General features: G+C 70.8%; 22 protein-coding genes. 7 read left to right on the top strand and 15 right to left on the bottom strand.

Features of this window, described 5'->3' with window-relative positions:
- Positions 1 to 113 precede the first annotated feature (113 nt).
- The 3 genes from ACLBX9_RS19145 to ACLBX9_RS19135 all read left to right on the top strand — a co-directional run bounded on the left by ACLBX9_RS19145 (position 114) and on the right by ACLBX9_RS19135 (position 5,032).
- Positions 114 to 2,201, top strand: a complete 2,088-nt coding sequence (locus ACLBX9_RS19145) for an ATP-binding protein (protein ID WP_447720055.1) — start codon at positions 114 to 116, stop codon at positions 2,199 to 2,201.
- A 55-nt stretch (positions 2,202 to 2,256) separates the two neighbouring features.
- The gene (locus tag ACLBX9_RS19140) at positions 2,257 to 3,228 is read left to right on the top strand and encodes an NADPH:quinone oxidoreductase family protein (protein ID WP_447720054.1); all 972 of its coding nucleotides are present in this window, start codon (positions 2,257 to 2,259) and stop codon (positions 3,226 to 3,228) included.
- Positions 3,229 to 3,337: 109 nt separating this feature from the next.
- Positions 3,338 to 5,032, top strand: coding sequence for a HAMP domain-containing methyl-accepting chemotaxis protein (locus tag ACLBX9_RS19135; RefSeq protein WP_447720053.1), 1,695 nt, complete (start codon positions 3,338 to 3,340; stop codon positions 5,030 to 5,032).
- A 53-nt stretch (positions 5,033 to 5,085) separates the two neighbouring features.
- Here the strand turns inward: ACLBX9_RS19135 and ACLBX9_RS19130 are convergent, their stop codons facing one another.
- Both ACLBX9_RS19130 and ACLBX9_RS19125 read right to left on the bottom strand, forming a co-directional pair.
- Positions 5,086 to 6,099 carry an adenosine kinase gene (locus ACLBX9_RS19130; protein WP_447720052.1) on the bottom strand — a complete coding sequence of 338 codons (1,014 nt, stop codon included), beginning with the start codon at positions 6,097 to 6,099 and terminating at the stop codon, positions 5,086 to 5,088.
- 52 nt (positions 6,100 to 6,151) lie between these two features.
- Positions 6,152 to 6,706 (bottom strand): Uma2 family endonuclease, encoded by a 555-nt coding sequence (locus ACLBX9_RS19125; protein WP_447720051.1) that lies wholly within the window; start codon positions 6,704 to 6,706, stop codon positions 6,152 to 6,154.
- Positions 6,707 to 6,788: 82 nt separating this feature from the next.
- Between ACLBX9_RS19125 and ACLBX9_RS19120 the strand changes: the two genes are divergently transcribed.
- Entirely contained in the window at positions 6,789 to 7,241 is a 453-nt protein-coding gene (locus ACLBX9_RS19120) for a hypothetical protein (RefSeq protein WP_447720050.1), read from the top strand.
- Positions 7,242 to 7,247: 6 nt separating this feature from the next.
- Here the strand turns inward: ACLBX9_RS19120 and ACLBX9_RS19115 are convergent, their stop codons facing one another.
- From ACLBX9_RS19115 to ACLBX9_RS19095, 5 genes are all read right to left on the bottom strand, one after another.
- Entirely contained in the window at positions 7,248 to 8,654 is a 1,407-nt protein-coding gene (locus ACLBX9_RS19115) for an MFS transporter (RefSeq protein WP_447720049.1), read from the bottom strand.
- Positions 8,655 to 8,748: 94 nt separating this feature from the next.
- Positions 8,749 to 9,678: a glutaminase gene (locus tag ACLBX9_RS19110; protein ID WP_010684649.1), complete on the bottom strand. Its 930-nt coding sequence runs from the start codon at positions 9,676 to 9,678 to the stop codon at positions 8,749 to 8,751.
- A 211-nt stretch (positions 9,679 to 9,889) separates the two neighbouring features.
- On the bottom strand, positions 9,890 to 11,659 hold the full coding sequence (locus tag ACLBX9_RS19105; RefSeq protein ID WP_447720048.1) for an ABC transporter ATP-binding protein: 1,770 nt from the start codon (positions 11,657 to 11,659) through the stop codon (positions 9,890 to 9,892).
- A 204-nt stretch (positions 11,660 to 11,863) separates the two neighbouring features.
- Positions 11,864 to 13,246 carry an MFS transporter gene (locus ACLBX9_RS19100; RefSeq protein WP_447720047.1) on the bottom strand — a complete coding sequence of 461 codons (1,383 nt, stop codon included), beginning with the start codon at positions 13,244 to 13,246 and terminating at the stop codon, positions 11,864 to 11,866.
- A complete protein-coding gene (locus ACLBX9_RS19095) occupies positions 13,243 to 13,974 on the bottom strand; it encodes a PRC-barrel domain-containing protein (RefSeq protein ID WP_447720179.1) in 732 nt (243 codons plus the stop codon). Before ACLBX9_RS19095 ends, ACLBX9_RS19100 begins: the two co-directional genes overlap by 4 nt.
- A gap of 326 nt (positions 13,975 to 14,300) precedes the next feature.
- Between ACLBX9_RS19095 and ACLBX9_RS19090 the strand changes: the two genes are divergently transcribed.
- Entirely contained in the window at positions 14,301 to 14,708 is a 408-nt protein-coding gene (locus ACLBX9_RS19090) for a hypothetical protein (RefSeq protein WP_010684653.1), read from the top strand.
- Positions 14,709 to 14,745: 37 nt separating this feature from the next.
- Here ACLBX9_RS19090 and ACLBX9_RS19085 read toward each other — a convergent pair whose 3' ends face one another.
- The 3 genes from ACLBX9_RS19085 to ACLBX9_RS19075 all read right to left on the bottom strand — a co-directional run bounded on the left by ACLBX9_RS19085 (position 14,746) and on the right by ACLBX9_RS19075 (position 15,968).
- A complete protein-coding gene (locus tag ACLBX9_RS19085) occupies positions 14,746 to 15,180 on the bottom strand; it encodes a PRC-barrel domain-containing protein (protein WP_447720046.1) in 435 nt (144 codons plus the stop codon).
- A gap of 122 nt (positions 15,181 to 15,302) precedes the next feature.
- Complete coding sequence (locus ACLBX9_RS19080) at positions 15,303 to 15,788, bottom strand: DUF2721 domain-containing protein (protein ID WP_447720045.1); 486 nt, start codon at positions 15,786 to 15,788, stop codon at positions 15,303 to 15,305.
- 57 nt (positions 15,789 to 15,845) lie between these two features.
- On the bottom strand, positions 15,846 to 15,968 hold the full coding sequence (locus ACLBX9_RS19075; protein WP_010684656.1) for a hypothetical protein: 123 nt from the start codon (positions 15,966 to 15,968) through the stop codon (positions 15,846 to 15,848).
- 244 nt (positions 15,969 to 16,212) lie between these two features.
- Between ACLBX9_RS19075 and ACLBX9_RS19070 the strand changes: the two genes are divergently transcribed.
- The gene (locus ACLBX9_RS19070; RefSeq protein ID WP_010684657.1) at positions 16,213 to 16,572 is read left to right on the top strand and encodes an SWIB/MDM2 domain-containing protein; all 360 of its coding nucleotides are present in this window, start codon (positions 16,213 to 16,215) and stop codon (positions 16,570 to 16,572) included.
- A gap of 452 nt (positions 16,573 to 17,024) precedes the next feature.
- Here the strand turns inward: ACLBX9_RS19070 and ACLBX9_RS19065 are convergent, their stop codons facing one another.
- The 5 genes from ACLBX9_RS19065 to ACLBX9_RS19045 all read right to left on the bottom strand — a co-directional run bounded on the left by ACLBX9_RS19065 (position 17,025) and on the right by ACLBX9_RS19045 (position 22,785).
- A complete protein-coding gene (locus tag ACLBX9_RS19065; protein ID WP_010684658.1) occupies positions 17,025 to 17,822 on the bottom strand; it encodes an SDR family NAD(P)-dependent oxidoreductase in 798 nt (265 codons plus the stop codon).
- Between the two features lie 69 nt (positions 17,823 to 17,891).
- Positions 17,892 to 19,304: an MFS transporter gene (locus ACLBX9_RS19060; RefSeq protein WP_010684659.1), complete on the bottom strand. Its 1,413-nt coding sequence runs from the start codon at positions 19,302 to 19,304 to the stop codon at positions 17,892 to 17,894.
- Between the two features lie 203 nt (positions 19,305 to 19,507).
- A complete protein-coding gene (locus ACLBX9_RS19055) occupies positions 19,508 to 20,854 on the bottom strand; it encodes an ATP-binding response regulator (RefSeq protein ID WP_447720044.1) in 1,347 nt (448 codons plus the stop codon).
- Positions 20,851 to 22,059: an FIST signal transduction protein gene (locus tag ACLBX9_RS19050; RefSeq protein ID WP_010684661.1), complete on the bottom strand. Its 1,209-nt coding sequence runs from the start codon at positions 22,057 to 22,059 to the stop codon at positions 20,851 to 20,853. Before ACLBX9_RS19050 ends, ACLBX9_RS19055 begins: the two co-directional genes overlap by 4 nt.
- Positions 22,060 to 22,197: 138 nt before the next feature.
- Complete coding sequence (locus tag ACLBX9_RS19045; RefSeq protein WP_010684662.1) at positions 22,198 to 22,785, bottom strand: c-type cytochrome, methanol metabolism-related; 588 nt, start codon at positions 22,783 to 22,785, stop codon at positions 22,198 to 22,200.
- 251 nt (positions 22,786 to 23,036) lie between these two features.
- Between ACLBX9_RS19045 and ACLBX9_RS19040 the strand changes: the two genes are divergently transcribed.
- Positions 23,037 to 23,720 carry a transglutaminase-like cysteine peptidase gene (locus ACLBX9_RS19040; RefSeq protein ID WP_010684663.1) on the top strand — a complete coding sequence of 228 codons (684 nt, stop codon included), beginning with the start codon at positions 23,037 to 23,039 and terminating at the stop codon, positions 23,718 to 23,720.
- The last annotated feature ends 14 nt before the right edge of the window (positions 23,721 to 23,734 follow it).

Below are 23,734 nucleotides of genomic sequence, written 5' to 3'. Positions count from 1 at the left end.
GCGAGGACGGTGGTGCTCCGAAACGACGTCGTTGAACTGCGAGCGGGCCTCTTGGAGATGCCGCCGACGACGCTCATACGCCGTACGCCCATGACATGCCGCGTTCGTAGCTTGTGACCAATCTTCTCTCCTTCCTCGACGGCGGCGGCGAAGCTGCGGCCATGATCCGCGCCCGCGACTGGACCGGCCATCCCCTCGGTGCCCCGGAGACGTGGTCGGCGGAGTTGCGCGCGGCGCTCTCGCTCGTGCTCAACTCGCCGGAATCGATGATCCTGGCCTGGGGCCCCGACCTCCACTTCTTCTTCAACGACACCTACTTCCCGCTCCTCGGCCCCCGGCTGCCCTGGGCCATGGGCGCGCGGTTCGACGCGGTCTGGGCCGATGCCTGGGTGCAGGCGAAGCCGATCATCGACGCCGCCATGGCCGGCCAGCCCGAGCGCTTCGTCGATCTGCCATGGCAGCTCGACACCGACCGGGGCGCTCGGGAGACGTGGTGGAGCTTCTCCTACTCGCGGGTGCTCGATGCCGAGGGCAGGGTCGCCGGGCTGTTCATTCTCACGAACGAGACCACCGGCCGGGTGCTCGCCGACGCCGCCCTCAAGGACAGCCAGGCTCAGCTCGAGATGGCGCTCGCGGAGCTGCGCAACCTCAACGCCACCCTGGCGCGTCAGGTCGAGGAGCGCACCGCCGACCGCAACGCCCTGTGGACGCTCTCCTCCGACATGATGCTGCGCTGCCTGTTCGACGCGACGATCACCGCCGTGAATCCCGCCTGGACCGAGGTGCTCGGCTGGCACGCGGACGAACTCGTCGGCACGAACCTCATGGGTCTCGTCCATCCAGACGATCTGACCCGCACGATCGAGGGGGCGCGGCAACTCGCCGAGGGGACAAGTCTCGCGCGATTCGACAACCGCTACCGCCACCGGGACGGCAGCTACCGCTGGATCAGCTGGGCCGCCCGGCCCGGCGAGGGGGTGATCAACGCCGTCGGCCGCGACTTCACCGCCGAGCGCGAGCGCGCCGACGCCCTGGCGGCCGCCGAGGAGGCCCTGCGCCAATCCCAGAAGATGGAGGCGGTGGGGCAACTCACCGGCGGCATCGCGCACGATTTCAACAATCTGCTGGCCGGCATCTCGGGATCCCTGGAACTCATGCAGACCCGGCTGAGCCAGGGCCGCATGATGGACGTGGACCGCTACATCAACGCCGCGCAGGGGGCCTCCAAGCGCGCCGCGGCCCTGACTCATCGGCTGCTCGCCTTCTCGCGCCGCCAGACCCTCGACCCCAAGCCCACCAACGTGAACCGCTTGGTCGCCGGCATGGAGGAGCTGATCCGGCGCACCGTGGGACCCGCGGTGGTCGTCGAGGTAGTCGGCGCCGCCGGCCTCTGGACCGCCCTGGTCGATCCGCCGCAGCTGGAGAACGCGCTCCTGAACCTCTGCATCAACGCTCGGGACGCGATGCCGGAGGGCGGACGCATCACCGTCGAGACGGCCAATGCGTGGCTCGACGAGCGCGCCGCCCGGCGCCACGACATGCCGGCGGGCCAGTATCTGTCGCTGTGCGTCACCGATAGCGGCACCGGCATGCCGCCGGAGATCGTCGACAAGGTCTTCGAGCCGTTCTTCACGACCAAGCCGCTGGGGCAGGGGACCGGTCTCGGCCTCTCGATGATCTACGGCTTCGCGCAGCAATCGGGCGGGCAGGTTCGGATCTACTCGGAGGTCGGCCAGGGCACCACGGTGTGCCTCTACCTGCCGCGCCATCTCGGGGCGGCGGCGGAGGAGGATCCGCACGCCGGGTTCGGCGCGCCGCCGCGGGCCGCCCCAGGGGAGACCGTGCTGGTGGTGGACGACGAGCCGACCGTGCGGATGCTGATCACCGAGGTTCTGGAGGATCTCGGCTACACTCCCATCGAGGCCGCCGACAGCAGCGCCGGCCTCAAGGTGCTGCAATCCGACGTGCGCATCGACCTGCTGGTGACCGATATCGGGCTCCCGGGCGGGATGAACGGGCGCCAGATGGCCGAGGCCGGTCGGGTCAATAGGCCGGGGCTCAAGGTGCTGTTCATCACCGGCTACGCGGAGAACGCCGTGTTCGGGAACGGCCAGCTCGATCCCGGCATGCAGGTCATCACCAAGCCGTTCGTGGTGGAGGTGCTGGGCGCGCGCATCCGCGAGATGATCGGCACGGCTTGACCGCGCCGCCGGTTCGGGCCTCATCGACCGGCAAATGCCGGGGAGGAGATACGCGATGCGGGCGCTGCTGTGCACGAGGCTCGACGGGCCGGAGCATCTGGAGATCGCCGAGCGCCCCGACCCGGTGCCCGGCCCTGGGCAGGCCCTGGTGCGGATCCGGCTCGCGGCGCTGAACTTCTTCGATACGCTCATCGTCGCCGGCCGCTATCAGGTGAAGCCGCCGCTGCCGTTCTCCCCCGGCGGAGAGGGCGTCGGCGTGGTGGAAGCCCTGGGCGAGGGAAGCTCGGGCGTCGCGGTGGGCGACCGGGTGATCGTCCATGCTGGGCACGGCTGCTGCGCGGAACGGATCGCCGTCGATGCCAGGAAGCTCACGCCCGTTCCGGACGCCGTTCCGGACGAGCAGGCGGCTGGGCTCACCATCACGTATGGGACGTCGCTCCACGCGCTCGCGAACCGGGCGCGGCTGCAGCCTGGTGAGTGGCTCGCGGTCCTCGGCGCCTCCGGCGGCGTCGGCCTCGCCGCGGTGGAACTCGGCCGGCTGATCGGCGCGCGGGTGATCGCCTGCGCCTCCTCGGAGGAGAAGCTCGCGGTCGCCCGCGCCCACGGGGCCGAGGCGACGCTGGTCTACGACCCCGCGACGCTCAAGGACGAGCTGCGCGCAATCAGCGGCGGCGGGGTGGACGTGGTCTACGACGCGGTCGGGGACGCCTACGCGGAGCCGGCCCTGCGGGCGCTCGGCTGGCGCGGGCGCTACCTCGTGATCGGATTCGCCGCCGGCGCGATCCCGCGGCTGCCCCTGAACCTGATGCTCCTCAAGGAACTCGACGTGCAGGGCGTCCACTGGGGCGCCTTTCTGGACCGCGAGCCGGAGGCGCATCAGGCCGACCAGCGCCAGCTCCTCGGCTGGGTGGCGGAGGGCGAGCTCACCGCGAAGGTTCATGGAGTCTATCCGCTGACCGAGTTCCCCGAGGCCTTCGGCCTGCTGACCCGCAGGGCCGCGGTGGGGAAGGTGTTGCTGCGACCCTGAGGGCCGCGCGCCAAGAATTCACCAGACAAACCATAGGACGTATCGTCGAGAAACCAAGCATTTACGGCAAAATGTCATCATGCTCTGCCAGATCCGCGGTGTGATCGCAATGGAGCTGACGATGATTTGGTTTAATAATATAGCTTTCAAGCTGGCGCTATCATCTATAATCGGACTTTTGATCTTGATTATAGGTGATGTTGGCAATTTGGTGCAGCTCAAGACGATCGAGTCGTCAGGCCCGGAGGCGCGCGAGACCTGGCTGCGGAAGGACAGGGAGCTGGACGCGCTCCAATTCCTAGTTCTCCGCTATCACACCACGACCATCCGCAAGGTCGTCGCCGTCGACGCGGGCGAGAACCGGGACCTCGATAACGAATTCATCGAGATGGACGCCTTGATCCCGGGAAAGTTCCGGCAATACAGAGCCCGCGTCGGCACCCCCCGCGAGGCTGCATTGTGGGACGCGTTCGAGAAGCGTTGGAAGGCGTACCTGTCCGTGCGCGAGCCGATCGTCGCCGCGGTCGCGCGGGGAGACCGGAACGCGGCCCGCGACGCGATCGCGCCCGCCCGACCGCCGCTGGTTGACAGCTTCGACGCGCTCGCGGACCTCGCCAAGGTAAACGCTGAGGGTACCGAGACGGCGACGCGCCGCGCGGACGCGGCCTACCAGGCGGCCTGGATCTTCTCCCTGGGGTTGTTGCTGATCGGCCTGATCGCCGCGGGAGCGGCGCTCTGGTGGGTCTGGCGCTCGGTGGCGCGGCCGATCCGGTCTCTGACGGACATGATGAGACGCTTGGCGGCGGACGACCTGACCGTACCGGTCTTCGGCGCGGAGCGGCGCGACGAGATCGGCGCCATGGCCGCGTCCGTCCAGGTCTTCAAGGACGGACTGCTCCGGAATCGGACCCTTGAGGCAGAGGCTTCCCAGGCACGCGCCATCGCCGAGGAGCAGCGGCGGGCCGGCATACGCCAGATCGCCGACGCTTTCGAGAATGCCGTCGGCGGGATCATCGGCACGGTGTCGACGGCGGCGGCGGCGCTTCAGAGCACGGCCTCGACCATGACCACGGCGGCGACCGGCACGGCCGACCGGTCGCGGCTGGTGGCGAGCGCGGCCGGCACGGCAGCATCCAACGTCAACACCGCGGCCGCCGCCGCCGAGGAACTCGGAACCTCCGTCCAGGAGATCGACCGTCAGGTCTCAAGCTCCACGGCGATGACCCAAGCGGCCGTCGAGGACGCGGAATCCACCGCCCATCTGGTGCAGGATCTGAGCGGCGCGGCGGCCCGCATCGGCGACGTGGTGACGATGATCACCGCCATCGCCGAGCAGACCAACCTGCTGGCGCTCAACGCGACGATCGAGGCGGCGCGTGCCGGTGAGGCCGGCCGCGGTTTCGCCGTGGTCGCCGCGGAGGTGAAGGCGCTGGCCGGCCAGACCGCCCGGGCGACCGACGAGATCAGCAGCCACATCGCCCGGATCCAGGGATCGACGGGGGACGCCGTCGCGGCCATGGGCCGGATCAGCGGGCGCATCCAGGAGATCAGCGCCGTCGCGACCCGGATCGCCGCCGCGGTCGAGGAGCAGGGGGCCGCCACGCAGGAGATCGTCCGCAACGTGGCAGAGGCCGCGCAGGGCGCGGGCAAGGTGACAGACACGATTTCCGGCGTGGCGGAGGCCGCGAAGGAGACCGGGGCCGCGGCGAACCAAGTCCTCACGGCGGCGTCCGAACTGACGCACCACGCCGAGACCCTCGGCCGCGAGGTGACGCACTTCCTCGGAACGGTGCGAGCGGCCTGATCGGGACCCGGCGCGGCCTGCGCGAACGCTGGCCGCCTGTCCCGGCGGGTGCTTCAGAGCAGTCCGCGCGCTTTGGCGAGCCCGACGAGATCGGCCTGCGGGCGGGCGCCGATATGCTGGATGATTTCCGCGGCCGCCAGCGTCCCGAGGCGCGCGCTCGTTACGTTGTCGAGGCCACGGGCGTGCCCCGCCAGGAAGCCGGCCGCAAACAGGTCGCCCGCGCCGGTCGTGTCCACCACCGCGTCGACCGGGCTCGCCTCGACCGCGCGGACCTCTCCGCCCTGCACCATCAGGGCACCGTCGGCCGAGCGCGTGACCAGGCCGAGCAGGTGCCGCCCGCGGGCGTTTCGCTCGTCGCGCAGGGCTGCCACGGCGGCCTCGGGATCGTCGGTCTGATAGAGGCTCTGGAGTTCGCCCATGTTGGCGAACAGGATGTCGATGCTGCCGTCTTGGACGAGGTCCAGGAACTCGTCCCGGTAGCGTCCGACGCAGAACGCGTCAGACAGGGTCAGCGCGACGGCGTTGCCGGCCTGATGGGCGATCTGTGCGGCCTTCCGGAACGCGTCCTTGGCGGCCGGCGGATCCCAGAGGTAGCCCTCAAGGTAGACGACCCGGGCCGAGCTCACGAGCGCCTTGTCGACGTCGTCGGGCGAGAGTCCCTGGCAGGCGCCGAGATAGGTGCTCATGGTACGCTCGCCGTCCGGCGTCACCAGGATGAGGCACCGCGCGGTCGCCGGTCCGTCCATCGCGGCCGGGACCGTGAAGCCCACGCCGGTGGCCTTGAGATCGTGGCTGAACAGGCCGCCGAGTTCGTCGTCGCGGACCTTGCCGACGAAATTCGTCCTGGCGCCGAGCAGGGCCGCGCCCACGGCTGTGTTGGCCCCCGACCCGCCCGAGACGATCGTCGCCTGTCCCATGGCCTGGAACAAGGTCTCGGCCCGCGGCTCGTCGATGAGCTGCATCGCGCCCTTGGTGACGCCCTGCGCGTCGAGGAACGCGTCGTCCGTCCGGGCGATCACGTCGACGATCGCGTTGCCGAGAACGAGGAGATCGAGGGCTGCAGTCATCCGGGCGTCCTGATTCGAGTCCGCGCCGCTGTGGCATCCACCTCGGATCGGATCAAGCTCCGTGGTCGGAGGCCGGCGGCAGATCGGCGAACAGGTCCGGCACGGGCAGGCTGAGGCCGGGCGGGGTCAGGTCTAACGTACCCTCGGTCGCGATCCGGGTCTCGATGAGGCCGCGTTGCGCGCGGCGGTGATGAATGACGAGACGCTTTACCGAATCCACGATCAGGTAGTGCATCACGCTCGCAAGGCTGAGATAGCGGGTCAGTTTGAGGCCCGAATCGACCGCGCGAGAACCCGGCGACTGCACATCGACGACGAGGACGGGATCAGGCACCTCGACGGCATCGAGATCCATTCGGGGACCGCAATAGACCAGCGCGTCGGGCTCGAACGTCGTCCTAGCGTCGACGCGGACTGTCATGCCGTCGGGCATCATGCGACAGCCGAGCCCGGCGCGGGCGATCGCCCGGTGCAGGGCCGTCTGTGCGGCGTACTTCACGAGAGCGTGCCCGGCCCGTTCCGGCGACATCGCGAACACCTCGCCGTCGACCAGCTCGAAGCGTCCCGGCCGATCCTCGGCCCAGGCCAGGAACTCGTCGACATTCATCCGCGGCTTCGGCTGTGCGACCATGCGGAGAGGCTAGCATGGATCTGGGCTCCTGAGAGCCGGATCCGCGGAGCGTCGAGGCATGTATCTGCGCAGGACTCCCGGCGCGCAGCACGACCCGGTCAAGCGGTGGAACCTGCCAGACCGCGTCTTCTTCGCTTGCGGCGCCTGCCACATCCTGGCCTACGCCTTCCTCGAACGGTACGGCAGGCCGGGGATGACCGTCCTCTGGTTCAAGCCGGCGCCCGGCTTCACCGGGAACCACATCGTGGTGGCGACGGAGGCCTGGGTCTTCGACTATTACGGCTACTGCGTGCGCAATCGCTACATCGCCCGCACCTTCGACCGCGCGCGGCTCCGGATGCCCGGCTGGGGCGCCGCTCTGGTCCCGCTGCCGCCGGAAGTTCCGATCTCGGAAAGGAGGTCCTGGCGCATCGGCGGGCTGTGGCTCCGGGAGCCAAGACAGTTCGTCCACGATGCGCTGCCTCGGGCGCGCCGCTACCTCGGACGCTTCGGTCCGCCGCCGGACCGGTGAGGATCCTCACCCGACGATCTTCTCCAGCGCCACGTCCCGCGTCCGCGGACCGAGGAGGCCGACGAGCAGCCCCGCCATGAGCATCGCCGCCGAGATGAACAGGAAGACCCCCGGCGTGCCTGCCTGACGCAGCACGAAGGCGATGACGAACCCGGTGAAGATCGCCGAGAAGCGGCTCCATGAGTACACGAAGCCCACGGCCCGAGCCCGGATGCCGGTCGGGAACAGCTCGGCCTGATAGGCGTGGAAGCTGTACGACATGACGTTGGAGGCGAGCGTCAGGCCGATGCCGAGCGCCACGATCGCGTTGACGTCCGTGGTGCGTGCGAAGGCGACGCCGCAGGCGATGTAGAGGAGCGCGGCCGCCACGATGACGTGCTTGCGCTCGAACCGGTCGGCGATGAGAAGCCCGATCAGCGGGCCGACCGGGGCAGCAAGCGCGATCAGTGCCGTGTAGGCGAGGCTCGACGTGACCGTGATTCCCTGCGCCACCAGCAGGGTTGGGACCCAGTTCGCGAAGCCGTAGAAGCCGACCGTCTGGAAGACGTTGAAGCCTGCCATCATGAGCGCCCGGCGCCGGTAGGGCGGCACCCAGAGGTCGCGGAACGCGCCGCGCGGCTGCACCGGTTCTGGTGCAGCGGGTGCAGGCAGCGGGCGCCCGGACTCGGCCGCCACCTGCGCTTCAAGCCGGCGAAGAACCGCGTCCGCCTCCGCGAGGCGCCCGTGCTCTACCAGCCAGCGCGGGCTCTCCGGCAGGCCCGCGCGCAGCCACCAGACCACGAGGGCCGCGGAGGCGCCGATCAGGACCACCCAGCGCCAGCCATCGACGCCCAGCGGGGCGACCGGGATGAGCAGATACGACAGAAACGCCACAGCCGGCACGGCTGTGAAGCCGATGCCCTGGCACAGGGCGAAGGCGCGGCCGCGAATTGCCTTCGGTACCAGTTCGGAGAGGTAGCTGCCGATCGTCACCATCTCCAGGCCGAGGCCGATGCCCGCGATGAGCCGCCAGAGATTGAGGCCGAAGGCCTCGGTCTGGCAGGCCATGACCACGTTGGCCGCCGTGTAAGACAGGAGCGACCACGTGAAGATCGCCCGGCGCCCGAAGCGGTCGGCGAGCCAGCCGCACAGGAGGGTGCCGATGAACAGGCCGGTGAACAGGGCCGCGACGAAGCTCGCGACACCGCTGGCACCGAACAGGCCGGGCGTCGTCGGGGTCAGGATCCCCGCCTTGACGAGGCCGGGCGCCACGTAGCCGGTGAACAGCAGGTCGTAGAGCTCGAAGAAGAAGCCGAGGCCGAGCAGCGCCACGAGCCGCCGGATCGTGCGGGTCGGCGGCAGGCGGTCGAGCCGGGCGAGCAGGACGCCGGTCTCAAGGCCCTCCGGGGCTGCCCGCACTTCCATCGTCGCCATGCGCCGCCCCGAGCTCCGTTCCCGCCCCAGCCCGCAACTGCCTCGGAACGGCCGAGCCCACAAGGGCGCCCGCGCTGATCGCGGGCTCCACGGCTCACGCCCCGAACACCGACCAGCCCATGCGATGGGTCAGCCGTTCCAGGGCTACGCGGCCGAGATGGGAATTGCCGGCGGCGTCGAGCCCCGGCGACCACACGGCGATGGAAGCCCTGCCCGGTGCTACCGCCAGGATGCTGCCGCCGACGCCGCTCTTGCCCGGCAGGCCAACCCGGTAGGCGAACTCGCCCGAGCCGTCGTAATGGCCGCAGGTCAGCATGATGGCGTTGATGCGGCGCGCCCGCTCGGCCGACACCACCGAGTGCCCGGTCGACGGGTTCACGCCGTTATGGGCGAGGAACCGGCCCGCCATGGCGAGCTGGCGACAGTTCATGGCGATGGCGCAATGGTGGAAGTAGACGCCCAGTGTATAGTCCACCGGATTGTCGATGACGCCGAAGGACTTCATGTAGTTGGCGAGCGCGGTGTTACGGAAACCTGTGCGCTTCTCCGAAGCCGCCACCGTCTCGTCGATGGCGATGGACGAATCCTGGGCCAGGAACTGGAGGAAGCGCAGGATTTCACCCAGTGCCTCCCGCGGCTCGTGGCCCGAGAGGATCACATCGGTCACCGCGATCGCACCGGCGTTGATGAACGGGTTGCGCGGCACGCCGCGCTCCCGCTCCAGCTGCACGATGGAGTTGAACGGGTTGCCGGAGGGTTCGCGCCCGACCCGCTTCCACAGCCGGTCGCCGACCATGCCGAGCGCCAGGGTGAGCGTGAACACCTTCGAGACGCTCTGGATCGAGAACGGCGTCTCGCAGTCGCCGCCCGCGAAGACCTGGCCGGCGGCGTCGATCACCGCGATGCCGAACTGGTTCGGATCCACCCGGGCCAGTTCGGGGATGTAGTCGGCGACCGAGCCCCGGTCGGCGCGCTGGGCCATCTCGTCGGAGATGTCCCGAATGACGTGGGCGAGGTCGGGCAAGGGTGAGGCTCAAGGCACGAGGCGCGTCGCTGCCGGGCCGGTCGGCGACGTCTCGGGCGATGCAAGGTCCGGTCCGGGTGCGGAATGCTCTAGCAGCGCGCCGGGGCCGGGAGAACAGGGGCGGCGCTACACCCGGCGGCTGGGATCCTGACGAGGCAGCGAGGCCACTCGCTGCGCGCCAGGCTCCGGAAGGTCGCGCCGACCCGGGTCGCTAGGCGGCGGCGAGCGCCGTGCCCATGGATTCCTTCTTCATCAACTCCCGGAAGAAGCCGTCGAGATGGGTCAGCTTGTCGGGCGAACCGTCCTGGGCGATGCGGCCGCCCTCCAGCACGACGATCCGGTCGAAATCCTGCAGCGTCGAGAGCCGGTGGGCGATGGCGATGACGGTGCGGCCCTTCATGAGGTTCGCCAGCGCGTGGCGGATCGCCTGCTCGGACTCGGCGTCCAGCGCCGAGGTCGCCTCGTCGAGGAGCAGGATCGGGGAATCCTTCAGGATCGCCCGTGCGATGGCGATGCGCTGGCGCTGACCGCCCGAGAGCTTGACGCCGCGGTCGCCCACGATCGTGTCGAAGCCTTCCGGCAGCGCCTTGATGAAGTCGGTGCAGTGCGCCGCCTCGGCCGCCTGCCAGACCTCGTCGTCGGTGGCCTCTGGCCGGCCGTAGCGGATGTTCTCGCGCAAGGAGCGGTGGAACATCGAGACATCCTGCGGCACCACGGTGATGGCCTCGCGCAAGGATTCCTGGGTGACCCGGTCGATGTCCTGGCCGTTGATGCGGATCGTTCCGCTCTGCACGTCGTAGAAGCGCTGGATCAGCGAGAACAGGGTCGACTTGCCGCCACCCGACTTGCCCACGAGGCCGACGCGCTGGCCCGGCTCGATCACGAGGTCGAAGTCCGTGAAGACCGCGCGCCCGTCCGGGTAGCTGAAGGCGACGTGGTCGAAGGCGATCTGCGCGCCCTGGCCGGTGAGGGGCTTGGCCTCCGGATGATCCACGAGGTCGTGGGGTTGCAGGAGGGTGTGGAGCGCCTCGGACAGGCGTGCGGTGTGCTGTGTGGCATCGACCAGCGCCACCGCGAGGTCGCGGGTGGCGGCGAGGATGCGGATGCCCAGCGTGCAGACCAGGACCACCTGACCGTTCGTCGCCTGGCCGGCCTCCCACATCTGGATCGCCCAGTAGAGCAGGCCAAAGACCGCGAGCACGGTGAGGACCGCGTGCACGATGCGCAGCTTCTCGAGGTAGAGCAGCGACGAGCGGCGCGCCCGCATCTCGGTGGCGATGGTGCCCTCGAAGCGCTGACCCTCGCGCTTGAACGCCGAGAAGGCGCGCACGAGCGACATGTTGCCCACGAGGTCGACCATCTCGCCGTCGACGGAGGCCGCCTTGGCGGCGAAGTCGTGGTGCAGCGGCTTGCCGGCGGAGGCCATCTTGAACATCAGCACCACGACGGCGGCGAAGACGCCCGCCAGGATGCCCGCCATGGTGAGGTTGACGGTGGCAATGTAGGCGATCGACCCAAAGGCCGCGACCGTCGGCGGCATCACGTTGAACACGAACATGTTCTCGACCGTGAAGATCGCGTTCGAGGTTGCCGTGATGCGCGACGCCAGGGTGCCGGGCTGGCGGTCGGAGAAGAAGGTCGGGGAATGGCCGGTGAGGTGCCGGAACAGGTCGCGCCGGATGTCGCCCGTGATGCCCACGAAGGTGAAGGCGCCCGTGAGCGCCGCCACGCGCCAGAGCATGTTGTCGGCGGCGATGAAGGCGATCAGGACTGCGAGCGCGCTCCACACCACCGTGTTGCCGGGCCCGGGACCCTTCGTCAGGGCATCGACCACGCCCTTGAGGGCATAATCGGTGGAGACCGAGAAGCCGACGGCACCCAGCACCGAGATCAGAATTACCAGGTGCGGCAGCCAGCGGCGGCGGAGGTACCGCCCGACGAAGGCGAAGGGCCTGTCGGCGTATCGGTGCAGCTCTTCCATCGCGGTGACCATTCCGTATTCGCGCGGCTTTGGCTTACGGGCTGAGGCGGAGTGCAGCGCGGGCGCAGTCTGACCCGCAGCGGCAACGCGACAGCGTTGCCATATGTTGCACCGGTCCGCAGCTACGATGCGCTTTTATCCGCACAATCTGAACGCCGCTTGAGCGGCGCTCGCGCAGGCATGCGAATCCGGTGCCGCGGCCGGTCAGGACGCGGGCTCGGCCTGGCGCGTCTCCGGCATGATCAGCGCGACCAGCATGAACGCCGCGAAACCCACGATGGCGAGGCCCAGGAAGGCGCTGTGGCTGCCGAGACGGTCGGCCATGATTCCGGCCAGCGAAGTCGAGAGTGCGGCGCCGATCCCCATGGCGGTGCCGACGGCGCCCAGGGCGAGGTTGAAGCGTCCCGTGCCGCGGGTGAGGTCCGAGACGACGAGCGGCACCATCACACCGAGGACCGAGGCCGAGATCCCGTCGAGCACCTGGATGGCGACGAGGCCGTAGGGGTTCGTCGTGTAGGCGAGCATCAGGCCTCGAAGGGGAAGCGCCCCGAAGCCGAACAGCAGCACCGGGTAGCGCCCGAACCGCTCGGCCGCGCGGCCGACCGCTGGGGCGCTGACGGCCAGCACCGCCTGCGGGACCATGATGCAGGCGGCCACCAGCGCGGTGGCGGTCTCGCTCGCCCGCAGGGTGAGCACGCTGCCGACCAGCGGCAGCATCGCGGCGTTGGCGAGGAAGAACAGCACCATGCAGGCCGAGAAGGACAGGAGCCCGCGATTGGTCAGCAGCGCCCGGATCCCCTCCGGTCCGGCAGAGGCTGGCGCCGGGACGGCGGCCGTCTGGGCGGGAGGCGCCTCCCGGAGCACCGCCGGGTCGATATCCTGGGCCCGGATGCGGGCCAGGGCGATGATCGTCGGCACGACCAGGGCCGCCGTCAGGTAGAACACGGCGCCGTTGGACAGGTAGTAGCCGATGGCCCCCATGCCGGCCGCGCCCAGCGCGTTGCCGACCGCCGCGAAGCTGGCGTTGCGGCCGAGGCGCTCGCCCGCCCGGGCCCGCCCGACGAGGCCGATGCTGATCGCCGCGATGGCCGGCGTCAGCACGCAGCTCGCCGCGGAATGGGCCGCCATCGCCAGGAGCACGACCAGGAAGCTCGGCCAGACCGCCAGGGCGAAGGCGCTGCCCGAGATGCCGACCACCGCCACCGCGGCGGCGAAGCGCTTGGAGCGCACGACGTCGACGAAGGCGCCGCCGGGGACCTGCCCGAGGAGCGCCACGAGGCTGCCGACGGTCAGGGCGAAGCCGATATCGGACTGCGTCCACTTGGCCTGCGAGAAGTACACCGCCAGGAACGGTCCGAACCCGGTCTGCAGGTTCGCCACGAAGAACGCGAAGGCGTCGAGGCCGTACCGGCTCGCCGCCGAGATCGCGCGCTCGGGCGGGGCGGTCCCGGCCGCGGCCGCGGGCTCGCGCGGGCGCTCGGCCGCCGGATCCTTCAGGCGGACGGCGCGGGACCGCGGATCCTGCCGGGACACCTCGCGCTCGCGGGGGGAGGCGGCGGGTCTGACCTTCAATCGAGCCACCGTCATTTATCCGGAGCCTTCTCCGGCGGGGCGGCGGGTGCGGCCGGGGCTGGGGCGGGCGGAACCGGGGCGCCCGGGGTCGTGCCGGCGGGGGCCGGCTGCGCTGCGGGGGATCCGGCGGGTGCGGTGCCGGCGGCAGGTGCGGTGGGCGTTGCGGTGGGCGTTGCGGCGGGCGTTGCCGCCTGCTCCCCCTCGGCGGGGGCGGCCGGGCTCGCGGGGCCGAGCACGACGATCGGCTCACCAGACTTGTACTCGGGCGAGACGCGGACCTGATTGCGGGTCAGAGCCACGGACAGCTTGCGCTCCTTGCCGCCATCCGGGGTGAAGCGCAGGGCCCGCCAATCCACCGCGATCTTGCGGGTGCCGACGCCGAGGAAGCCGCCGAAATCGATGATCGCGGCGCGGGGATGCCCATCCTTGTCGATGATGATGTCGATGACCCGCCCGAGTTCGTCGCCGCCGGCGCTGCGGACGCTGCGGCCGAGCAGGCTCTCGTAGTCCTGGGTGTCGAGGACCGTCGCCGGGGTACCCTGCTGCTGGGCCTGCGGCGGGGCCGGTGTCGCCGGCGCGGCGGACGGCCCGGCGGGTGCGGGCGGAGCCGCCGGCGCGTTCGGAGCCGGCGTGGCGGCCGGCGCCTGCGGCTGGGCCGCGCCGGACGCGCCCTCGCTGCCGGCGGGCTGGGCCTGCGCCGCGGCTCCCGACGCCCAGAGGGCGAGCGTGACGGCCGCGATCATCCGGATGGTTCTGAACACGCTTCGTCCTCTGAGGATGGGCCGGGCCGAATCGATACGCCGACGCAACCGCGACCGTTTCGGTCGGTTCCAGCGCCCTCATCGGCAGGAAACCGCCCGCGGTCGGCCGTCGTGCCGCAGGACCTGGGCGAAGTTATGGATCCGGCCGTCCGGGCAGCAAGGTTCGGGCCGCGGCGAAGGCGGGAACCGATGCCGGTTGCGGGAGCGCCTGGCTAGCGTCTGGTTTTCGCCGCAACCCCAGCGTAGAGAGCGGATCAAAGCTCATGCGAGCCGCGGACAGCACCGCGGCCCCTTGCGAGGACTGAACGATGTCGACCCTCCCCCCGTCGAGAAGCGCCGCCGCGCGCGGGCTCGTGCTCGGCACCGCCCTGGCCGGCTTGGTGGCGGGTTGCCAAGCCCTCGGCGGCGGCGGCGGCGTGATGCCGGATACGCAGGTCGGCCTGCCGCCGTCCCTGCGCGGCGCCCTGCCCAACCGCGAGCCCCACAACGCCGGTGTCGACGCCGACGGCCGCCCGCTCCAGACAGCCCCGACCCGGCAGCTGGCGCTGCCCAAGAGCACCGGCGCCGGGGCGCGGACGGCGGATGCCAGCGAGCGGCGGATCCGCCGTGAGGACCTCGACGGCGGCAACGGGGCCGTCTCGGGCGGCGGCAGCGGCGGATCGATGGGGCCGATGATGGCCCCCGGCGGCAGCGTCGGCCTCGGCGGCAAGTTCTGAAGCGGACCCCCGACGTCGCGACGCCGGAGAACCCCGGTCACGCGGTCGGCGCGCGCCGGCCGTAGAAATCCTCGATCCGGCCGCCGTAGCTCGGATCCGCGAACCCGTCCTCGCCCGGCCCGTGACTGGGTGCGCCGGCGAGCGCGGCCGGATCGATATCGACCACGTAGCCTCCGAGCTCGGTGCTGTAGGTCAGCGCCTTCCAGGGGAGGGGGTGGTGGTTCTCGCCCAGCCCCAGGAAGCCCCCGAAGGCCAGCACCGCGTAGGCGACCTGTCCCGACACCTTATCCACCATGAAGTTGTGGACGGCCCCGAGATGGCGCCCGCCGCGGTCGTAGACATCCGTGCCCTCGACCTTGTTGGACGCGATCAGCCGGCTGGTCTCGTCGATGGCGACACCGGGGCCGGCGGGATCCAGTTCCAGGGTTCCGGGCTTCCGCACGGCGCGTTCGTTGGGCAGGTCCGTCGGCATACGCACTCCCAGGTCGCGGATGCGGCCGTCCCGCATCCCGTTGTCCCTGCGGACTAAGCGGGTCGCCGGGCACAGGTTCCGCGCTCCGGCCGGGAGCGTGCCCGTGGCGGGGTGCCGGGCGCTCAGAGATCGGGCGGAACGCCTGCCCTGGCGCGCCGCTCGTTGATCCGGTCGCGGACCGAGCGGCTGGCCAGCAGCATCTCAAAGCCGAAGGTGACGAGGGCGCACAGCGTGCACAGGATCGCCGCGCCGAACAATCCGAACAGGACGGTCGCCACCGTGTTGTCGCGCAGGGCCCCGACGAACAGCGTCAGAACCGAGCCGCAGGTGGCGACCCCGCCGAGGGCGGCCATCAGCACGGCGGCGTCCAGGGCCAGGGACCGCAGGTGCAGCCGGTCGAGGCGTCGGCCCAGGCTGAGGCGCTCCGCGTCGGTCGCGCCCGCGAGGAGGCCGGAGACGCGGTCGGCCTGGTCCGCCACGCGGGCGAGGCGCGTGCCGAAGACGTTGAGCAGCGTCGCGATCCCGGACAGCAGGAAGACCGGGCTCAGCGCCACCTGGACGACATGGGCGGTGCTCTCCAGGGTGGCGGGGACGATCAGGTTGGTCATGCCGACCGGCAGTGCACCCGCTCGGTCCCCGGGGCAATCCCGGCGACCGCGGGCGGCTCAGACCAGACCGCGCCCCGGTTCCGCGCCGCGGGCGGCGGGCTCGGCGCTGACGCCGAGGCCGAGCGCCGTCACCAGGGCCGTGGCGAGCAGCAGCGCGAGCGTGAGGGCAGGAGCGAACATGACTGTACTTGAGGCGCAGGATTGTTAAGAGCAGGTTTCGCGCGTGCGGATCCGTTGAATAATCTTCGCGGACCGTGCGGATCGGCAGCTTCCCGTGTGGATTTCCGCGCCTGCCTTGTGGATGAGAGGCCCGCGAAGGCGATTTCCCCTTGGAACGGGGGCGGCACCGCTTAGTTGCTGCTATGCTGGCTCGGCCGTGGGGCGCTCATGCCCCGGCCTGCGGCCCGAGAACCGGAGGAAGTTTATGGCCACGAAGACCGAGAAGGCTGCACCGAAGGCGGCCAAGACCACCAAGCCCGAGACGAAGGCCGCCCCGGCCAAGGCTGCGAAGCCCGCCGCGACCAAGTCCGCCGGCACGAAGCCGAACGCCCTGCAGCAGCCCCTCAAGCCCTCGGCCGAACTCGGCGCCATCGTCGGCACCAGCCCGCTCCCGCGCGGCGAGGTGGTCAGCAAGGTTTGGGACTACATCAAGAAGCACAACCTTCAGAACCCGCAGAACAAGCGCGAGATCGTGGCCGACGACAAGCTCAAGAAGGTCTTCGGCAAAGACAAGTGCTCGATGTTCGAGATGAACAAGCATCTCGCCGCGCACCTGAAGGCCTGAGCGCGCCCCAGGGCCAGGCCGGACTTCGCGTCCGGAGCCCCGGCCCTGGCGTGCCGACGCTTCGCGCGTCGGCTGCGAGCGCCGACGATCATTTCGGGGTCCGCCACAGGCGGGAGCCCGGAATCCCGAGCCGCGGGTTCTGACCGATCGGGCGGAGATGGCCGCCGCGATCGCGAGGGATCGGCCGCTTTGGATTCCGGGCTTCGCTGTGCGGTGTTCCCGGCCCTGGTGCCCCATCCGGTCGAGGCAGCCGGCAACACGCGTCCGCGCCCGTGCGGGTTCCGGCTTCACGCATCGTGGACGGCTCAGCGCGTCTCCCCCTTCTGCGGGGGAGGGAATGCGCGGAGCCGCAGACCCGTCTTTCCCGACGCAGATGGGTAAATCTGCAAGCCTGTGCGGAAGAGCGGCCCCGCGTCTCGTTCGGCCCTGTCGTCACCCGACCGGCCACGGCGTCAGGAAATGCCCTGCAGCACGCCGCCATCCACCCGGAGCGCCGCGCCGGTCGTGGCGCTCGCCGCCGGGCTGCACAGGTAGGCGACGAGGTTCGCCACCTCCTCCACCCGCGCGAGGCGCCGGATCAGCGAGGAGGGGCGGTGCTCGGCCACGAAGGCGCGGCCCATCGCGTCGAGATCCGCGTCGGCCTTGCCGCCGGCCATCTGCGTCATGAATTCGGCGACCCCCTCCGACAGGGTCGGGCCCGGGAGAACGCTGTTCACGGTCACGCCGGACCCGGCCACCGTCTGGGCGAGGCCACGGGCGACCGCGAGCTGCGCGGTCTTGGTCATCCCGTAATGGACCATCTCGGTCGGCGTATTGATGCCCGACTCGCTGGAGATGAAGATCACCCGACCCCAGCCGCGCTCGGCCATGCCGGGCGCGTAGGCCCGCGACAGGCGCACGCCGCTCATCACGTTGACGTCGAAGAAGCGCTGCCAGTCGGCGTCCGGGATCTCGAAGAACGGCTTCGGCTCGAAGATGCCGGTGTTGTTGACGAGGATGTCCACCGTCGGCAGGGCCTGCACGAGGGCTGAGACGCCCGCCGCGGTGGCGACATCGCCCACGGCCGCGAAGGCGCGGCCGGCACCCGCCTCGCCCCGCAGCTTGGCCAGGGCCGCCTCGACCCGCTCGGACGTCCGGCCGTTGATGCCGACCTCGGCCCCGAGATCGCAGAGTTCCTTGGCGATGGCGTAGCCGATGCCGGCGGTGGAGCCGGTGACGAGGGCCTTGCGGCCGGTGAGATCGAGATCCATGGGACCCTCCCGTGCGTCTGACGGGCGGTCAACGCGCACCCGTGGCGGCCGGTGGCATGAACCGGCCGTCTAGCCGCTCCGACTGCGCCGCAGGACGCTGGCGCAGCCGCCGATCACCGAGAGCGCCACCGCGCAGGAGAGTGACAGGGTCACGGCCCGCTCGGGCCCGAGGCCGTGGGTCAGGCCGAAGATCACCGCCACCAGGGCCGCGCCGAGGGACTGGCCGGTGAGCCGCGCCGTCGACTGCATCCCGCTGGCCCCGCCGGCGCGCTCGCGCGGCGCGGAGGTGACGATCACCTTGTTGTTGGGCGACTGGAACAGGCCGAAGCCGAGGCCGCAGAGCGTCAGGCGCCAGGCGATGTCGAGGGTCGCGGGGGCCTCGGGCAGGAGGATGACGCTGACGAGCCCGGCCGCCAGCATCGCGAGCCCGATCCCGCCGAGAATGCCCGGGGGGTAGCGGTCGGCGAGGCGCCCGGAGACCGGCGCCATGGCGGCCACCGCGATCGGCCAGGGGGTGAGCAGGAAGCCGGTCTGCGTGCTGGAGAGGTGCAGCACGTCCTGGAAGTAGAACGGCAGCGCCACGTAGGAGACCATCTGGGCGCAGAACGACGCGACCGACGTCGCCATCGACAGGGCGAAGGCGGGGATCCGCAGGAGGTCCACCGGCAGGAGCGGCGCCGGCAGCCGGATCTGGCGGCGGACGAACACCGCGCCGATCACCAGGGCGCCGACGAGCTCGGCGGCGGCGATCCGCTGGGCATCCGGGTCGCCCAGGCCGTCGATGCCGATGATGAGCAGGCCGAAGGTCAGGGCGTTGAGCACGGCGCTGACGAGGTCGAAGGGCCGCTTGCTGGCGGGCGTCACCGGCAGGGTGCGGGAGGCGACCGCCAGGGCCGCCAAGCCCACCGGGATGTTGACCAGGAACAGCCAGGGCCAGGTCGCCACCGAGAGGATCGCGGCCGCCACGGTGGGTCCGGCCGCCGAGGCGACGGCCACCACCAGCGCCACGTTGGCCACGCCCTGGCCGATCATCCGGTGCGGGTAGATGAAGCGCACGAAGCCGATATTGACGCTCATGATCGCCGCGCCGCCGAGCCCCTGGACGACCCGCGCCGCGATCAGCAGCGGCAGGCTCGGCGCGACCGCGCAGGCCAGCGAGGCGGCGACGAACAGCGCCAGGCCCGGCAGATAGACCTTCCGGAAGCCGAAGATGTCGCCCAGCGCCGCGAAGGGCAGCAGGCTCGCCGTGACGGCCACCTGATAGGCGTTGACCACGAAGATCGCGTCGGCGGGCTTCACCGCGAGGTCCTTGGCCATCACCGGCAGGGCCACGTTGACGATTGCCCCGTCGAGGACCGCCATGGTCATGGCGAGCCCGATCGCCGCCATGGCCAGCACGCGCTCGCGCGGCGGCAGGCCGTCCTGCGGGGTGCCCGAAGGGCTGGCCTTGGCGGCGCCGGGACCGGGCGGGACCTGCGCCATGCGCGCGCGCTCCTGCGGCGTCCCGGTCGGGTCCGTGACGTCGATGGCTGGGGTTGATCCGGGCGCAGCAGGCGCCGGGAAGGCCATCCCCTGTCGCGCAGGCCGGGCATCCCGTCGAGGGGCGCGGTGTGCTGAATGACACGGCGCGGACGGGTTCGTTCGCTGCGCGGCGGAGGTCAACGGCGCCGCGCGGGGCTCGTACCTCAGGCCAGCAGGTAGGTCAGCAGCGAGCGGAGCTGGGCCGGCTTGATCGGCTTGCGCACGAGTTCGGCGCCGGTCGCCGTCACCCGGTCCTCGACCGCGCCGGTGTGGTCGGCGGTCGTGACGATCACCGGGAGCGGCTCGGTCGTCAGTCCGCGAAAATAGGCCGCCACGTCGAGCCCGCAGGCGCCGTCGTCGAGATGGTAGTCGAGCACCAAGATATCCGGCGGCGGGGCGCCGGCCTCGACGGCGGCGCGCACCCCGGCCAGATCCCGGAAGGTCGAGACCCGGGCGTCCCAGTTCTGCAGGAGGCGCGCCAGGGCGTCGGCGGTGGAGGCGTCGTTCTCGACGACCAGGACATGCGCCCCCGAGAGCCGGGTCGCCACCGGGGCGGGCGGCGCCGCGGCGGCCGGGACGGCGCTGACGGGCAGCGCCAGGGTCACCCGCGTGCCGTGGCCGGGCCGCGAGCGCAGTGCCAGCGGGTGATCGAGCGCCTGGGCCATGCGTCGGACGATGGAGAGGCCGAGGCCGAGCCCCGGATCCTCCCCGGCGGCCGTGCGGGCGCTGCCGCGGAAGAACTCGTCGAAGACCAAGCCCTGATCCTCGGCACTGATCCCGCAGCCGGTATCGGTCACCTCCACCCGGACGCCGCCGCCCCGGCGGCGCGCCGCCAGGATGATCCCGCCCGCGGCGGTATACCGGACCGCGTTCGAGACGAGGTTCTGCAGGATGCGCTGCAGGAGCACCACGTCGCTGGTCACGGTGAGGTCGGGGCAGCGCACCGAGAGCCGCAGGCCCTTCCGCTCGGCGAAGGGCTTGAAGCTCTCCGCCAGCTCCGCGAGCAGGTCGGGCAGGAAAACCGGCTGCAGCTGCGGCCGGACGATGCCCGCGTCGAGCTTGGAGATGTCGAGGAGCGTCTTGATCAGGTCCTCGATCGTCTGCAGCCCGCGCTCCACCTGGCCCGCGATGGTGCGGGCCTCCGGCGGCACGTCGAGGTCGGCCAGCGCCGAGATCGACAGGCGGGCGGCGTTGACCGGCTGCAGCAGGTCGTGGCTCGCAGCGGCCAGGAAGCGGGTCTTGGAGCGGTTGGCGGTCTCCGCCTCCTCCTTGGCGGCCGCCAGGGCCTCGTTGGAGCGCTCCAGCCGGTGCATCAGCCCGGTCAGCTCCTCGGTGCGCGTGCGGACCCGGCCTTCCAGCATGATGGCGGTCTGGAACAGCGAGTAGGCGCTGCCCCGCTGGTCCATGGTGCGCTCGACATGGGACATCAGCGCCGCGTTGATCCGCTCGAGCTTCTCGATGCGCCGGCGCAGGGACGCGTCGGCCTCGAGGCCGTTCGGGTGCAGCGTCACGACGCCACCGGGAGGTCGCCGCCCTCCGCCAACGACCGGCCGATGGCGATGCCCGTGAAGGTCTGGTTCAGGTGCATCGCCCGGTACTGCTCGCCGAAGGTCTCGAACCCCACGACGTTGTAGCGGCGGTAGAGGTCGGCGATGCCGTGGCGGACCTGCCGGCTCTCGGCGTCGAGGCGGCGCAGCACGCACTCGAAGCCGATGATCAGGTCGACGCCCCCCAGCGCCGCGTCGAGGCGCGCCAGCTCCGCCCGGGTCGAGGCGACGATGTCGCGCGGCTCGGCGAGGGTGAGCACCACGCCCTCGTCCACCGCGCAGAAGAAGCTGAGCGACCCGTCCTCGTTCATCCGCCGGATCGAGCGGCAGAAATACTCGCCGCCGACCTTCACGGCGAGCGGGTAGGCGGCGAAGCTCATCGGCGACAGGCCCTCGGGATCGAGGCCGATCGCCATGGCGTATTCCCGCGCCGCCGGCTCGGCGTTGAGCTCGTGAACGGTGCGGCGCTCGCCGTCCGAGGCGGTGACCACGAACTTGGTCTGCGTCGGCTCGAAATTGTCGCTCTTGAAGATCTCCACAGAGAAATCGGTCTCGACCAGGATCAGGACCGCAGCCTGCCGGTGAATCCGGCCGCCGTGGAGCAGGACCGCGTCGCGGAAGCGCAGGTCGTCGCCGGCCGAGCCGCCGACGATCGGGATCCCGTCGAGGGCCCAGGCGATCGCCGAGACCACCGTCTCCTCGGCGTTGGTCAGCCCGTCGATCAGCGAGAGCGCGAAGCGCCGCTGCGTGGCCGCCGGGTCGCCCTCGCGGCACCGCTCCTGCGGATCGAGGGTCCGGCGCAGCGCCCGCACCGCCGAGGCGGTCCGCTCCACGTCGAGATGGTCGATGGCGTCCAGCACCGTCGAGACGATGCGGAACCGCTCCGCCGGGAACGCGATGGCGACGAGGCCGCGATCGAGGCCGCCGGCGGGCGCGATGCCGCCCGACATCGAGCAGCCGGCCACCGGCACGCCGGGGAAGCGGCTTTCCAGCTCGCGGGCCAGGATCTCGGCGTCGTAATCGGCGGAGAAGAACACGACGATCTGCGACAGGGCGGCGTCGGCCACGGAGGCGGCGACGTCCGAGACCGCGTCGGCGGCCGAGGCCGCGTCCGTCCAGGCCGTCCGGATGCCGCACAGATGGCGGCGCACGCCAGTTCCCTGAGCCACGTTTCCTACCCCCTGGCGCCCCCTCGGCGGGCTTGCTGCCCGCTCTTCAGCGTCGTGGGGTGAGTATGTCGTGCGCAACCCATCGGTGCAACCGTCCGGCGGACCGTGGCCGGACCTGCGGATCCGGCGCCCGCGGCCTCACTTCATGCACGCGTCCTCGGCCTTCTCGAAGGCGGCCGGCTTGGGCTCGTGCTCCGCCGGCCGGTTGCGGCCGAGGGCGCCCTCGGAGCGGGCCCGCAGATAGGTGTAGATGTCGGGCATGTAGCACATGACGTTCTTGTTCTCGCCGAAGGCCGGCATGACCAGCTCCTGCGAGGCGTTCACGTCCTTCTTGCCGCCGACGACGATGCCGGCGAACTGCGCGTAGCTCATGCCCTTCAGGGCATCGACGAGCGAGGGCGCGTAAGTCGACCCCATGCCGTCGGGCCCGTGGCAGACGATGCAGTTCGAACTGTACCGCAGGTAGCCCGACATGGTGTACCAGTCGACCTTCTTGCCGTCGTCGGTCACGTGGTACGTCGGATCGCCGTTCTTGTCCGTGTACTGACCGTCCTGCACCTTGGCGGGCTGGGTCGGGCCGCCGCTCTTCAGGTCCGCGGGCGCTGCGGTTGCGCTCGATGGCTGCGCGGCGGGCGGTGTCGCCGCGGCGGCGGGACTCGCCGCAACGAGGCCTGCCGCGATCCCGGCGAGCATCAAGCTGGAAAATAGGTCTGCCGCGCACCGCATGAGCGTTCCTCCATCCGCCCACAAGCTTTTTGGAGGTGGCGCGGCGGGGGGATAACGGTGTTCCCGCGGATCGATTGCACCGGCGCGCGTTCACGTTTTCGCGCCATGTGCGCGCTCGGTTGCAGGCCCCCGCGTCCCCTCAGCTTATCCGCGTTGCGCACAGCATTAACCTTTTGTTAATCCGCGGATTGCCGCCGGCCCTCCGGCGTGAGAGCTTTCGTTAACGAGAGCTTAACGGTTGGGTCACGGCGATGCGGTTCGCGGCTTCGAAGATGCAGGGACTGGTTTCCGGCTCTGCATCGCGTCGGCTCTCCCGCGGCCGCCGCGCCGCGGCCGCACTGGCCCTGGCGGCCCTCGGCTTCGCCGGTGTCGCCACCGCGCAGGCTCAGACGCTGGCGAGCCTTCCGAGCGAGGCTGGGGCGCGGGTTCAGGGGGAGGCCCGTCCGATCGCCGCGTGGGTGACGTTCTGCCAGTCCTACGCGGCCGAGTGCACGGTGGACCGCAGCGAGCCGGCGCGGATCAGCCTGACGCCGTCGACCTGGGCGACGATCGTGTCGGTGAACCGGCGGGTCAACAAGGCGGTCGAGCCGATGACAGACCAGGAGCACCTGCACGTGGCCGACCGCTGGGACCTGGCCGAGGACGGCATCGGCGACTGCGAGGACTTCCAACTGCTCAAGCGCCACCTGCTGGCCGAGGCCGGGCTGCCGCGGCGGGCGATGCGCATGACCGTGGTGATCGACGAGAAGGGCGAGGGCCACGCGGTGCTCACCCTCATCACCGACCGGGGCGACCTCGTGCTCGACAACAAGACCAGCGCGATCCTGCCCTGGCACAAGACCGGCTACGTGTTCATCAAGCGCGAGAGCCAGGACGCCGTCGCCTGGGTGTCCCTCGGCGGCGTCACCTCCCCCGTCACCACCGCAAACCGCTGACCGCCCTCAGGCGG

It is taken from the genome of Methylobacterium sp. A49B, from assembly GCF_053346215.1.
This window is presented reverse-complemented; position numbering and strand designations above follow the sequence as displayed.